We start from the raw sequence: 12777 nt of genomic DNA on the forward strand, positions 1-12777 counted from the left end.
TTATCATCCGCATGCGATGAACAATTCAGAGGATCAAATGAGTAACAACACACTATCGGCCATTAGAGATTACCTTAACCAAAGCATAGTTGGCCAAACTGAATTTATTAATCAATTACTTATCGCTTTATTAGCCGACGGGCACATATTAGTAGAGGGTCCTCCAGGCCTTGCTAAGACCCGAGCGGTAAAAGCACTATCGGAATGTATAGAAGGTGATTTTCATCGAGTCCAGTTCACCCCAGACTTATTACCTGCAGATTTAACCGGTACCGATGTGTTTCACCCAGAGACTGCCAGCTTTAGCTTTCAGAAAGGGCCTATTTTTCACAACTTAGTATTGGCGGACGAAATTAACCGTGCCCCTGCTAAAGTGCAATCGGCTTTACTTGAAGCCATGGCCGAGCAGCAAATCACGGTAGGTAGCAACAGCTATAAACTGCCCAAACTGTTTATGGTAATGGCTACTCAAAACCCGATAGAGCAAGAAGGTACTTACCCACTTCCAGAAGCGCAACTAGACCGCTTTATGTTTAAGCTGTGTTTGAACTACCCTGATGCAGAAAACGAACTCAAAATTCTGCAACTTACTGAACGTGAAGCCAAGCAAGTGCACTTACGTCAGCCAGAACCGCTCACTCAACAAAAGCTATTTGCTCTACGCAGAGCGATTATGGAAGTTCACATCGCACCTCAGCTTAACCAATACATTGTTGATTTAGTGGTGGCTACTCGACAACCAGAGCGCTACACCGACGAATTTAGTCAGTGGTTAGAGTTTGGTGCAAGCCCACGTGCCAGCATTTCATTAGCCCGCGCCGCTCGCGCCAAAGCTTGGCTTGATGGTCGAGACTTTGTAAGCCCAGAAGATATCCAACAATTGGCTTATCCGGTATTGCGCCATCGCTTATTGCTTAGCTACCAAGCGCAAGCCAAAGGGATTCAAGCCGATGCGGTTATCCAACGTTTACTTGAATTGGTGGCCTTTGCCTAATGGATACCATTAGTCGCCAATCGCCGGTAAGTTTACAGATTGAACAGTTGATTGAAGCGCGTGCTATTCATTTAAACATGCCTCCCTGGCGCCAAGTGAGTAGTAGCCGTCATGGAAATCGCTTAAGCAAAGTTCGAGGACGAGGCATGGAGTTTGACGAAGTGCGTCATTATCAACCAGGAGATGACATTCGTTGCATCGACTGGCGAGTAACGGCGCGTACCGGTAAAACTCATACCAAGTTGTTTCGAGAAGACCGCGAGCATCCAGTGTTTATCTTTCTAGATTTATCACACTCAATGTATTTTGGCAGCGGTGACAAACTCAAGTCGGTATTCGCGAGTGAGCTGGCGGCCTGTTTAGGTTGGAATGCTCAACAATTGGGTGAGCGCGTGGCCTTAACTCTGCATTTAGGTGAGCAAGCCCACAACCAAAAACCAGCAGCCAGTAAAACCCATTGGTTAGCCCAGCTACAAAGCATCGTTGATGTGCACAATCAACAATTTGCCGCCTTAAGTGAGCAGCAACTGCAGGACTCGTCGCCAACTCACAATCTAGAGACTTTATGCCAGTTAGTAAAAACCGGCTACCAAGTGCATTTAATTAGCGACTTTTACCATTTTGACAAAGCAGCTTCCTTACATTTGCAGCGCTTAGCTAGCCATAACCAAGTGTTTGCTTGGCAAATTAGCGATCCTTTGGAGCAACAACTGCCCAAAGCGCATACCGCAATGCAACTGCAAGTAAGCAACGGCAATAGCGAGGGATATTTGCAGCCAGATAACAAAGCGTTTAGGCAGCAATTTAAGCGTTTGGCCAATCTGCGCCAACAACAGATTGAGCAAATGCTGCAACAAGCTCGCATTCCTCATCAGCATTTTTCAACAGCCTTAGAGTGGCAGGACTATGCCTGAGCAAACTAATCCTCTAGTTGATTTAAAAGACATCATTTTACCCACAACTTACGAAACCGCCCTACCCGCCATTGGTTGGTGGCTACTTGGTGTACTGGTCATACTTTCACTTAGCTTGCTGCTATTTGCAGCTTGGCGTTTTTGGTATTTAGATAAACCTCGACGTGAAGCATTGCTTAAGCTCAAGCAACAACCAGCCACCTTGGCTGAGCTCAACGTATTAATGAAGCGCTTGGCCTTGAGTTATTACCCACGTCAACAAGTCGCTTCGCTAAATGGTCAAGCATGGTTAGCCTTTTTAGACAGTACTTCACGGAGAAACCAAGCTGCATTCTCAGAGCTACAAGATACTTGGCAGCAAGCCTTGTACTCAGCTACCCCATCGGATTCTGCCCAGCAATGTATTCAACTTGGCGAACAGTGGATTAAACAGCTAAGACCGCCGCTAAGTATGGCCAGCTTATTTGGCTTTGGTAGGCATCAGCAAAACACCAAACAACACTTGAATGGCAAAAATAAGGGAGGCCGCGATGTTTGAGTTTGTCTGGCCTTACGTATTTGTGCTTGTTCCTGTGCTTTGGTTGGTAGAAAAATTCAGCCAAGCCAAGCAACAACAAAGCGAAGTATTATTAAACAGCAGTTTGCCTTTTACCCAACAGCAAGCTGCTTTGGAAAAAACCAATAGCCCACTAAAAATTGGCCTTAAATGGTTAGTTTGGATTTTGTGCATTACTGCTTTAGCACGTCCAGTATGGCTAGACGACGAAGTCCAAGGCTTAAATGAGCAAGGCCGCGATTTATTATTATCGGTTGATATGTCGGGCAGTATGCAAATCAAAGATATGCAACTTGATGGTGAAGCGGTAGACCGGCTAACAGCCCTTAAGTTTTTGCTTAGCGAATTTATTGAACAACGCCGCGGCGACCGTTTAGGCATGATTTTATTTGCCGACCATGCCTATTTAGCCAGCCCACTAAGCTTTGATTTAGACAGCTTGCTAATTCAAGTAAAAGAGCTAGTACACGGTTTAGTTGGCGACAGAACCGCTATTGGTGAAGGCATCGGTCTAGGTATTAAACAACTAATGAACCACCCAGCAGAGCAGCGGATCCTTATTCTACTTACCGATGGCCAAAATACTTCTGGCTCGGTTGACCCGATGCAAGCCGCAGAGATGGCAGCCAAGAATCAAGTGGTGATTTACACCATTGGTGTGGGCGCCGACGAGCTTTACCAACAAACTTTATTTGGCGCACGTAAGATAAACCCGTCGCAAGACCTCGACGAAGGCGCGTTGATAAAAATAGCTGAAATGACTGGTGGTCAATATTACCGAGCACGCAGCACCGAAGATCTTTCGAAAATTTACCAAGAGATAAATGCCTTAAATCCAATCTCAGAAGCTCAGCAGTTCTACCGCCCGCAATACGAGTTGTATTATTGGCCCTTGGCGTTAGCAACCTTGCTATTAGTGGCTAGTTTAGCCAGCCCGATGCTAATGCGCCGTTTTAATCAGGAGGCAAGCAATGTTTGATATAAGCTTATTGCGTCCAGAATGGCTATTGCTTAGCCCACTTTTATTACTGCTGTTGTTTAAAAAGCAGCAGCGCGAGCAATCTGCTTGGAGCAAACTACTTAGCCCAGGCATTGCTAAATATTTGGTAGATTCTCCAAAACAAAGCAAACGCTCCCAATGGTCTTTAGCCGCCTTACTGGCTCTGATTTTAATAGCCTTAAGTGGCCCAAGCATTATTAGTGACAACGTACCACTCTACCGCGAAGGCTCTGCCCGTGTGTTAATTATGGACATGTCCTACTCGATGCGAGCGCGAGATGTAAAACCTGATAGAGTTGAACTGGCGAAGTACAAAGCACTAGATTTACTCGAGCAATGGAAAGATGGTGAAACCGCACTTATTGCTTATGCGGGCGACGCATTTGTACTTAGCCCCTTAAGTAGCGATACCAATACGCTTGCCAACCTAGTTCCCCACCTAAAACCAGAGTTAATGCCCGCTCATGGTTCGGCCCTTAATCTCGCCATTGAGCAAGCTGCCGAATTAATAAAACAAGCAGGCTACGCGCAAGGCGATGTAGTAGTGATTGGGGACGGACTTACAGAACAGCAAATGCAGTTAAGCTTAAGTAGCTTGCAACAACATAATTTACGTTTTTCTATGTTGGCCTTAGGCACCGAAGAAGGAGCGCCCATTCCTCTAGAAGATGGCAGCATGCTAAAAGACCAATACGGCAGCATTGTTATTGCCAAGCTAGAAGCAGATAACTTCCTGCCACTTTGCCAAAACACCGGCGGTATTTGCCAACTGATTAGTGCTGATAATAGCGATATTGAGAAACTAAGCTCCTTACGCAGCCGCAATTTTGATAGCGAACAACAAAGCAATCAACAAGCGCAGGTGAGAAAAGATATTGGCTTTTATCTGCTGCCTTTTATTTTGTTGATGCTACTAAATAGCGTACGCCGGGCAGAGCTATTGCTAGTTAGTTTATGTGTTAGTATTTTTGCCCTACCGAAGCCCGCTCTGGCTAACTCGGTGTGGACAAATCAAGCTCAACAAGCACAACAAGCTTTTGAAGAAGAACGCTATGGCGAAGCTGCTGAATTATTTACCGATCCAAATTGGAAAGCTTCGTCCCACTTTAAGGCTGGAAACTACGAACAAGCCAAAGAATTATTTTCTCAAGATACCAGCGCTGAAGGTTGGTACAACAAAGGCCTTGCTTCGACGATGCTTGGAGAATATGACGAAGCCATAGCAGCCTACGATGAAGCTCTCAAATTAAAGCCTGACTTTGAAAAGGCGAAAATCAACAAAGAAATCACAGAAAAGCTGAAACAACAGCAACAGCAAAATCAACAGCAATCGGGTCAACAGCAAGACTCTGAGGATTCTGATGAGCAATCAGAGTCAGACTCGTCTCAACAACAAGGTGACCAACAGCAGGACGATTCCCAAGCAGAAGAGAATCAAGACCAACAATCGCCTTCTGAGCAACAATCCGAGCAAGAGTCTGAACAGCAACAACAGGCGCAAGCCGGCGAAGAACAGTCAAATGAAGAACAAGAGCCTGAGCAAAGCGCGCAAGCCAATAACTCGCAAGGTGAACCGAGTGACCAAGAAGAGTTACAGAAATGGCTCGAGGATCTACCTAATGACCCAAGTTTGTTGCTTCGCAATAAAATGTACCTTGAATATCAAAAACGTCGTCGTCAGCCTAGTAATCAGGAGAACTGGTAAGTGAAAGCGCTTAGTGTAATTTTTATTCTTTTACTTAGCTTTAATGCTTATGCCACGACTAAAGTTACCGCTTCGGTTAGTCAAAATCCTGTGGCAGTTGGACAAGCCTTTACGCTAGAAATTGTGGCCGACGATACCTTGGCAGCCAGTGAATTTGACTCATCGGTATTGTTAAGGCAAAAGTTTGTAGTAGGCAGTACTTCAACTAGCCGCCAACACACCAGCATTAATGGTGAATCATCTACCCAAACTCGCTGGACCACAACCCTATTGGTGCGCGAAGAAGGGAATTACCTAATCCCTAGTTTTAATATTGGTGGGCAAAATACAACGCCTATACAACTTAAAGCCAAAACCATTGCAGCCATAGAGCCAAGTAAAGACCAGGTACGTATGGAAGTAAGCTTGGATAATGCTCAGGTTTACATTGGCCAGCCAGTAACCTATACCGCCAAGATTTGGGTAGCAAATAGCCTAGACCAAGCCAATATTATCGCGCCCAGCATGCTCGGCGCCAAAATAGAAAAGCTAGGTGACGACAAGCAAGATTTAGAAATAATTGATGGCAAACGTTATCGCACCCTTACCCGTCACTGGTTAGTCACCCCAGAAAAGGCCGGTGAATTTGAAGTAAAAGGGCCACGTTTAAGCGGCCTAGCCAACGACATCAACCGCCGAGCAAGGCCGGTAGACATTGCCGCGCAAACCTTGTCTTTAGAAGTAAAAGCGCCACCGGCAAGTTTTCCTGGTACGTGGCTACCCTCTAATGACTTATTGCTATATGAAGAAATTCAACCACTGCAAAGTGACTACCAACAAGGCCAAGCTTTTACCCGTATTATCAACTTAACCATTGCTGGAATAACCGAGGATCAACTGCCGGAAATTGATATTGATTACGGAGAAGATTTTCGAGTTTACCCAGAAGCATACCAAGACCGCACCATAGTTAAAGATGGAATAGTGTTTGCGCAGCGCAGTTTAAATGTTGCACTGATACCAGTAAACGAAGGCGAACTTACTCTCCCTGGCTGGTCACTACCTTGGTGGGATTTAAGCAAAGATCAACAAGCCAGTGCCGATATAACACCGCGAACCATTACCGTAGTGGCGGCTCCGGTAAATCAGCAGCTGCAATCGTTACCGAGCAATCAACAAGCTCTCCCAGAAGTGCAAGAAAAACCTAGCACCTCATTGTGGACTTGGTTTTTCGCCCTTGCATGGATAATTACCCTTGCGTTGTTGGTATGGGTGATAAAACGTAAAAGCAGCAATACCAAGCAAGAGGCTCAACTAGCGCCAGAAGCTAGCGCAGTAGATTTAGATGATGACTACTGGTCACAATTTGCTGCGGCCTGTAAAGCGGGCCAAAAGCTGCAAGCTGAGCAAGCATTAGCTAAGTGGATAAATAAACAGCAGCTAACTAGTAGCTTTGCCGCACTGCATAAAGAAATTAGCGCCGCGAACTGGGCGAGCGATGATAAAACAGACTTTGATTTACTCGCGTTTTTCCAGCAATGCCAAGCCTTAAAGAAGCAAGGCCAAGGCAAAAAAGAGCGAGAAGAAGGGCTCTCCTCGCTCAATCCTTAATATAAAAATACCGCTTAGCGATTTAAGCCTAATTGAAAGATTAGGCTTTCTGCTTGGCAGCAAAAAGTAAACGAAGCAGCCAGTTTAAACCCGCCTTCAACAGCGGTAACTTCGCTGCTAATCTCACAAGGATCAGACTCTGCCTTACGAGCTTTGTCTACTAAAGCGTTTAAACGGGCTTCGGCTTGTTGTTGCTCGGCAAACACTTCTTCAACTTGTGCTGTACATTCTTCGCCGTCGATAACCGCACCAACATCAACACAACAACAAGTTTTAGATTCTTCTAACTTAGTTTTCATCTATTTTCCTTTCATTTACAACAGGCCTTAGTTATAACTCTTCAATCTAAACCAAAGCGAAATCAGGTGTATAGTGTGTACCATAGACCAAATAAGGTCTCTTTGATGCGTATCATAACAGATTAGCCTTCGACGTTTTATCTAGGAAATTACATGGTTGTTGATTTTTTTCGAAAGAAAAACCAAACCGACTCGGTCATGTCGGATATGGAAGCAAAACAAAAACGTTATGAAGCCTTAGTACAGGCTTACAATAAGGATGTTTACCGTTACGCCTACTGGCTAGTAAAGGATAAGCATATCGCCGAAGACATAGTTCAAGAGACCTTTCTTAGAGCTTGGCGTTCACTCGACAGCCTTAAAGATGAAAAGGCAGCCAAAGCGTGGTTAATTACCATTTTGCGCCGAGAAAACGCCCGTCGCTTCGAGCGAAAACAGTTTAACTTGGTGGATATCGAGGATCATTCAGTTGCCGATGTAAATGCTACATCTACCGAGCAACAAATTGAAAATGAATGGTTACGCCGCCAAATAGATAAGCTGGCACCTGAATATAAAGAACCGCTGCTACTCCAAGTGATAGGTGGATTTAGCGGTGATGAGATTGCCGATATGTTAGAGCTAAATAAAAACACAGTAATGACACGGCTTTTTAGAGCAAGAAATCAGCTCAAAGAAGCCCTAGATAATGACCAAGAACGAGGACAAAGCAATGGATGAGCTAGAATTTCGCCGTCAATTGTATACCAATCCTCGAGAGCGTAGCGATACGCTTATACAGGAAGCAACGCGCACATCTAAAAATAAAAAACTGTATGGCGAGATGCAGCAGTTTGAGTGTAAGTTAGAGCAAGCACTAAACGTAGATGTGCCAGACGCACTTGCAGAGCGACTAATACTAAGCCAAAGCTTCGACGATTCACAACTGGAATACCGCCGCAAAACTCGAGTACATATTGCTATGGCTGCATCCATTGCTTTTGTAGTGGGTTTAAGTTTTAGCTTAGTTAATTGGCAACTGCCTACCAGGCAAGTAAATATGGGCCAAGTAGCTTTAGAACATGTTTATCACGAAATGCCTTATACCAGCGGTGTTGATGAACAACCAAGCCTGCAAACTATTAATGCTAAATTAGCCCGTTATGGTGCAAGCTTTGACCAACTTCCTGGCGAGGTTGTGTATGTTAACCACTGTGCTTATGCAGGTGCTCCAGCTTTTCATATGATTATGAAAGGAAAAATGGGCTCAAATATAAATGTGTTTGTAGTGCCTAAATCCACCGAGTTGCAAGCGGTTGAAAGCTTTGCCGATAAAAAGATGCACGGGATGGTTTCTAAACTATCTAATGCCAACCTTGTCGTGGTGGGTGAACGTAACGAACCTATTGAAAAAGCACTTGATACGCTCACCGCAGATTTAAATCAATCTATCTGATTTAATTAAAATAAAGTCAACTCCTATTGTCTTATCAATGGGAGTTGGTTTTTTTGTTTGTGAACTAGCAATAAAGCTCAACAATCCCGCTTGATGTTTCGAAACAATCATTTATATTTCTTAGCTCACCAAGATCAAACAAGTGTTTAACTTTTGTGCAGTAGCTCCAACTTTTGACACAAAGCATTAACAAACACTTAACAATTATTTTATTTACTCTTAATCTGGTCAGAGGTCAGCGCTCTTACTAAGACCCATACATAACTAAACGTTTAACCCCGTAATTAGAGAGGGAACGATGAAAATAAGGAAATTACCACTCGCGCTTCTTGCCGCGTCAGCTACATTTACTGCCGCCCATGTAAACGCAGCCGGTTTTCAACTAGTGGAACACTCTGCTTCGGGGCTAGGCCGCTCGTTTGCGGGTGAAGCTGCTATTGCCGACAACGCTGCCGTTATGGCACGCAACCCTGCTGCAATGTCGATGTTCGACACCATTGCGGTATCAGGTGCTTTAAGTTATATCGCGCCTGACGTTTACGTTAGAGGTAATACAGGCGTAGATTCAATAGACCAAGCCTTAACCAATAACGATGTAGTGCCTGGTGCAGCAGTACCGGCTGGCTATTTCATCCAACCTCTTAATGACAAGTGGGCCTGGGGTGTAGGCATGTTCTCAAACTTTGGTTTATCTACAGATTATCCAGAAGATTACGCAGCAGGGTCTCTTGCTGGCCAAACAGAGTTAATTACCTTAAACCTAAATCCAAACGTGTCGTACCGCATTAATGACCAATTTAGTATTGGTGCCGGTGTAAACGCTGTTTACGGCACCGCCAAATTGGTTCGTAACTTTGGAACCAATGACTCTGGCTTTCCAGAAAGCGGAACATCCGCTTCTTTAGAAGGTGACGGCTGGGGTTTTGGTTGGAACATTGGCGGTATGTGGGAAGTAAACAAAGACCACCGCTTTGGTATTAGCTACCGCTCTAAAGTTGACCTTAAGTTTAAAGGTGATTACCACTCAGACATTCCAGAAGAGCTAAGTGATAACCCTTACGGAACCGGCGGGCAAACCATTGATGGTGAGCTAACTCTAAATCTCCCAGATATTTTTGAAGTGTCTGGCTACAATCGCTTAAATGACGCCTTTGCTGTTCACTACAGTTATGTTTGGACTGGCTGGAGTACCTTTCAAGAAATTGACGCCACCTCAGAAGGCATTGGCAGCGTACTAAACAAACCAGAGCAATTTAGCGATTCTTACCGCGTTTCTTTTGGTGGAACTTGGTACCTAAACCCTGCTTGGGAATTACGTGCTGGTATGGCCTTTGACCAAAGTCCATCTCGCACCCATAAAACCATCAGTATTCCCGACAACGACCGCTACAACTACGGCATTGGTTTTACTTACCACTTGAGTGAAAAAGGCAACTTGGATGTTGGCTTTACTTACATCCAAGGTAAAGAAGGAGAGTTCGAAGAAGAGTTAGCTGATGGAACACCTGTCCCATTTGTATCAAAAGGTGATGCTTACATTGCCGCTATTCAATACAACCACAGCTTTTAAGTCTTAATGAGCAACCGGCAACACGCCGGTTGCTTGACCTAAGCTTAAGTTTCACCCACGCTTCAGTTATTCAACCACACGTACTGAGGGCAGCCATGGTAAATACCCCTACCCCCTATTCAATTAGCGAACTAGCCCAAGAATTTACCATAAGCACTCGCAGCATTCGCTTCTACGAAGACCAAGGCCTATTGCAGCCTGTTCGCGATGGCACTAAGCGGCTTTATTCCAAACACGACAAACTTCGACTCAAACTCATTTTACGCGGCAAACGATTAGGCTTTTCTTTAAAAGAGATAAAAGAGCTGTTCGATTTATATGACGCCAAGCTAAGCAGTAGCAAAGAGGTAACAGGATTAATTGACAGTATTAAACTAAGAAAGTTGAGTTTATTGCAGCAGTTAGAAGATATTCAAGTGGTGTTAATGGAGTTAAAATCAGCAGAGCGCCGCTGTAACGACGCTCTTAATAAGCTAACTAAAGATTAATGCTCCCCTGCATTACCTTGAATAAAGTGCTTGCGGCATAACGAAACATAACGCTCGTTGCCACCAATTTCAATTTGCTGCCCTTCACTCACTACCTGACCATGTTGGTCAATACGAGCATTAAAGTGGCCTTTATTGCCACACCAGCAAATGGTTTTAAGCTCTTCGAGCTTATCGGCTAAACACAGTAAATGGTAAGCACCTTCAAATAGCTCCCCCATAAAGTCTGTTTTTAAACCATAAACCATTACCGGTATGTGCAAGTCATCAACCACTCTAGCTAGTTGATACACTTGGTCTTTACGCAAAAACTGCCCTTCATCCACAATAACGACATCTTGCTTGTTTTGCTGATTTTTAGTGCTTACCAATTCAAACAAGTCCTGCTCTGCACAAAAGGTTTCAGCCTCTAAGGACAAACCTACTCGAGCTTTAATGGTACCCACACCATCGCGGGTATCCATTGCAGGGATTAGCGCCAAAGGATTCATACCGCGCTCTTGATAATTAAAATGAGCTTGAATAAGTTGAGTTGATTTTCCCGAATTCATAGCGGCATATTTAAAATGTAGTGAAGCCATTTACAGCGCAGTTCCTTGTTTATTTACTGTTTAGTGCCAAAGCTGAATTTTGCTGGCGATGGTACAAAGTTGCGATAGTAATGGCAAACAATAACAAACCAACGGCTAGTGAAGCGATCACACTTCCGGTCATTCCCATTACCAAGTAACAGCTAATGCTTATTTTGGCTACTAATAAAGCGTAAGGCAGCTGCGTGGCTACGTGGTCAATGTGGTGACAAGCTGCACCGGTAGATGACAAAATGGTGGTATCGGAGATAGGCGAACAATGATCGCCAAATACCGCACCCGCTAATACTGCAGACAACATAGGCAGTATTAAGCTCACATCACTGGCTACTGACATATCGGCAGCAATTGGCAACATAATGCCAAACGTGCCCCAGCTAGTACCAGTAGAGAAGGCCATTAAACCCGCTAATACAAATACTAACACCGGCAAAATAGCTGGGCTAATCGCACCATCTAATTTAGAAGCTAGGTACTTGCCGGTTTCCATATCGCCGATTACGCCACTAATAGACCAAGCAAACACCAAAATAAGAATGGCTGGGCTCATAGCCTTAATACCCACCCAAATGGCATGAGCAAGCTGAGACAAGCTAAGCTGTTGCTTAAATGCAAAACCCACGCTCACCAATAGGCCTATTACGCCACCGGCGACCAAAGACAGAGTCACATCGGTATTTTCTAATGCGGCTAACAAGCTAAAGGCTTGTCCTTCTTCCAATGCCGTAGCGCCTGTAACCACAAAGCTAGCAAATGTCACCAAGGTTAAAATAGCGATAGGTAATACTAAACCAAGCGGTGAGCCGTTATCGGCTTCAAAGTCATGGTTCACACTACCTGCGGGTATACCCTTGATCTCATCAAACAATTGCCCCTTCTCAGCGTTTCTCTCATGCTGCTTCATTGGACCAATATTAATATTGAAATAAGCAACCACTAAGGCCATTAGCAAAGCAAACACAGCGTAAAAGTTTAGTGGGATCATGGTGGCAAACGCTGCCAGCGGTGTGATGTCAGTGATATTGTGAGTAACCAACAAACCACCTACTAAGGCAATAATATAAGCCCCCCAACTCGATAAAGGCATAAGTACACACATTGGTGCAGCCGTTGAGTCAAGCAAGTAAGCAAGCTTGGCGCGCGATACGCCCACTTGGTCAGTAAGCGGACGCGCAACACTGCCCACCGCTAAACTGTGGAAATAGTCATCGACAAACACCACAAAGCTTAACAAAGCAGTGGTAACCGTAGCATGACGCTTGGTCTTAATCCGTTTCTTAGCCCATTCTGCAAAGGCTGTGGTTGCGCCAGTAGCAGTCATTAAGCTAGTCATGGCGCCTAGCAGCAGCAGGAAGATAATAATTTGCAGATTCCACCAGTTAGGCGCACCGTCATCCCACGCTAAGCCTGCTGCAAGCTGTGATAAATAAATGCCTGAATCTACAAAAGAAAAGTTACTGAGTAACAAAGCACCCGTGATGATGCCGCAGCTAAGTGCAATAATTACGCGTCTTGTTGCTAAGGCAACCAACAGCGCAATCACCGGTGGAAGAATAGATAAAAATGAATCGGTATAAGAAATGGTTTGCATGTTTTCTCTGTTTTTAAATTCAGAGAGCAAATTGAGTGACTAGAA

The 12777-nt window shown here is 44.5% G+C and carries 13 protein-coding genes; 10 read left to right on the plus strand and 3 right to left on the minus strand.

Translation table 11 applies throughout. The features are described 5' to 3' along the window. The first annotated feature begins 37 nt into the window (after nt 1-37). Genes LQZ07_RS15590 through LQZ07_RS15615 form a run of 6 tightly spaced genes read left to right on the plus strand, consistent with a single transcriptional unit; the run spans nt 38 to nt 6759 of the window. Nucleotides 38-994 (plus strand): MoxR family ATPase, encoded by a 957-nt coding sequence (locus LQZ07_RS15590; protein WP_016403435.1) that lies wholly within the window; start codon nt 38-40, stop codon nt 992-994. Continuing rightward, entirely contained in the window at nt 994-1908 is a 915-nt protein-coding gene (locus LQZ07_RS15595) for a DUF58 domain-containing protein (RefSeq protein ID WP_152781116.1), read from the plus strand. The genes LQZ07_RS15590 and LQZ07_RS15595 overlap by 1 nt, the downstream gene beginning before the upstream one ends. Continuing rightward, nucleotides 1901-2446, plus strand: a complete 546-nt coding sequence (locus tag LQZ07_RS15600) for a DUF4381 domain-containing protein (protein WP_152781118.1) — start codon at nt 1901-1903, stop codon at nt 2444-2446. Before LQZ07_RS15595 ends, LQZ07_RS15600 begins: the two co-directional genes overlap by 8 nt. Next, the gene (locus tag LQZ07_RS15605; RefSeq protein WP_152781120.1) at nt 2439-3443 is read left to right on the plus strand and encodes a VWA domain-containing protein; all 1005 of its coding nucleotides are present in this window, start codon (nt 2439-2441) and stop codon (nt 3441-3443) included. Before LQZ07_RS15600 ends, LQZ07_RS15605 begins: the two co-directional genes overlap by 8 nt. Further along, the gene (locus LQZ07_RS15610; RefSeq protein WP_152781122.1) at nt 3436-5169 is read left to right on the plus strand and encodes a VWA domain-containing protein; all 1734 of its coding nucleotides are present in this window, start codon (nt 3436-3438) and stop codon (nt 5167-5169) included. Before LQZ07_RS15605 ends, LQZ07_RS15610 begins: the two co-directional genes overlap by 8 nt. Continuing rightward, entirely contained in the window at nt 5170-6759 is a 1590-nt protein-coding gene (locus LQZ07_RS15615; RefSeq protein ID WP_152781124.1) for a BatD family protein, read from the plus strand. It begins immediately after the preceding gene. 14 nt (nt 6760-6773) lie between these two features. On the opposite strand, the gene LQZ07_RS15620 is transcribed toward LQZ07_RS15615, so the two are convergent. Continuing rightward, entirely contained in the window at nt 6774-7058 is a 285-nt protein-coding gene (locus LQZ07_RS15620; protein ID WP_016403441.1) for a DUF406 family protein, read from the minus strand. Between the two features lie 153 nt (nt 7059-7211). Here LQZ07_RS15620 and LQZ07_RS15625 point away from each other — a divergent pair, with 153 nt between their 5' ends. The 4 genes from LQZ07_RS15625 (at nt 7212) to LQZ07_RS15640 (ending at nt 10551) form a co-directional block, all read left to right on the plus strand. After that, entirely contained in the window at nt 7212-7778 is a 567-nt protein-coding gene (locus LQZ07_RS15625; protein WP_016403442.1) for a sigma-70 family RNA polymerase sigma factor, read from the plus strand. Further along, a complete protein-coding gene (locus LQZ07_RS15630; protein ID WP_152781126.1) occupies nt 7747-8493 on the plus strand; it encodes a DUF3379 family protein in 747 nt (248 codons plus the stop codon). The genes LQZ07_RS15625 and LQZ07_RS15630 overlap by 32 nt, the downstream gene beginning before the upstream one ends. Nucleotides 8494-8791: 298 nt before the next feature. Continuing rightward, nucleotides 8792-10063: an outer membrane protein transport protein gene (locus tag LQZ07_RS15635; RefSeq protein ID WP_152781128.1), complete on the plus strand. Its 1272-nt coding sequence runs from the start codon at nt 8792-8794 to the stop codon at nt 10061-10063. 95 nt (nt 10064-10158) lie between these two features. Continuing rightward, nucleotides 10159-10551: a MerR family DNA-binding transcriptional regulator gene (locus LQZ07_RS15640; RefSeq protein WP_016403445.1), complete on the plus strand. Its 393-nt coding sequence runs from the start codon at nt 10159-10161 to the stop codon at nt 10549-10551. Here LQZ07_RS15640 and LQZ07_RS15645 read toward each other — a convergent pair. Both LQZ07_RS15645 and LQZ07_RS15650 read right to left on the minus strand, forming a co-directional pair. Beyond that, complete coding sequence (locus LQZ07_RS15645) at nt 10548-11132, minus strand: thymidine kinase (RefSeq protein ID WP_016403446.1); 585 nt, start codon at nt 11130-11132, stop codon at nt 10548-10550. The two genes, LQZ07_RS15640 and LQZ07_RS15645, sit on opposite strands and share 4 nt — an antisense overlap. A gap of 19 nt (nt 11133-11151) precedes the next feature. After that, complete coding sequence (locus LQZ07_RS15650) at nt 11152-12732, minus strand: Na+/H+ antiporter NhaC family protein (protein WP_152781130.1); 1581 nt, start codon at nt 12730-12732, stop codon at nt 11152-11154. Nucleotides 12733-12777 lie beyond the last annotated feature (45 nt).

It is taken from the genome of Agarivorans sp. B2Z047 (assembly GCF_023373605.1).
GTDB classification, from domain to species: domain Bacteria; phylum Pseudomonadota; class Gammaproteobacteria; order Enterobacterales; family Celerinatantimonadaceae; genus Agarivorans; species Agarivorans albus.

Excerpts from the sequence above, each read along its gene's own strand:
- LQZ07_RS15625 (WP_016403442.1), top strand. The coding sequence starts at position 7,212 with ATGGTTGTTGATTTTTTTCGAAAGAAAAACCAAACCGACTCGGTCATG.
- LQZ07_RS15630 (WP_152781126.1), top strand. The coding sequence starts at position 7,747 with ATGACCAAGAACGAGGACAAAGCAATGGATGAGCTAGAATTTCGCCGT.
- LQZ07_RS15610 (WP_152781122.1), top strand. The coding sequence starts at position 3,436 with ATGTTTGATATAAGCTTATTGCGTCCAGAATGGCTATTGCTTAGCCCA.
- LQZ07_RS15620 (WP_016403441.1), bottom strand. The coding sequence starts at position 7,058 with ATGAAAACTAAGTTAGAAGAATCTAAAACTTGTTGTTGTGTTGATGTT.
- LQZ07_RS15650 (WP_152781130.1), bottom strand. The coding sequence starts at position 12,732 with ATGCAAACCATTTCTTATACCGATTCATTTTTATCTATTCTTCCACCG.
- LQZ07_RS15600 (WP_152781118.1), top strand. The coding sequence starts at position 1,901 with ATGCCTGAGCAAACTAATCCTCTAGTTGATTTAAAAGACATCATTTTA.
- LQZ07_RS15645 (WP_016403446.1), bottom strand. The coding sequence starts at position 11,132 with ATGGCTTCACTACATTTTAAATATGCCGCTATGAATTCGGGAAAATCA.
- LQZ07_RS15590 (WP_016403435.1), top strand. The coding sequence starts at position 38 with ATGAGTAACAACACACTATCGGCCATTAGAGATTACCTTAACCAAAGC.
- LQZ07_RS15635 (WP_152781128.1), top strand. The coding sequence starts at position 8,792 with ATGAAAATAAGGAAATTACCACTCGCGCTTCTTGCCGCGTCAGCTACA.
- LQZ07_RS15640 (WP_016403445.1), top strand. The coding sequence starts at position 10,159 with ATGGTAAATACCCCTACCCCCTATTCAATTAGCGAACTAGCCCAAGAA.
- LQZ07_RS15595 (WP_152781116.1), top strand. The coding sequence starts at position 994 with ATGGATACCATTAGTCGCCAATCGCCGGTAAGTTTACAGATTGAACAG.
- LQZ07_RS15605 (WP_152781120.1), top strand. The coding sequence starts at position 2,439 with ATGTTTGAGTTTGTCTGGCCTTACGTATTTGTGCTTGTTCCTGTGCTT.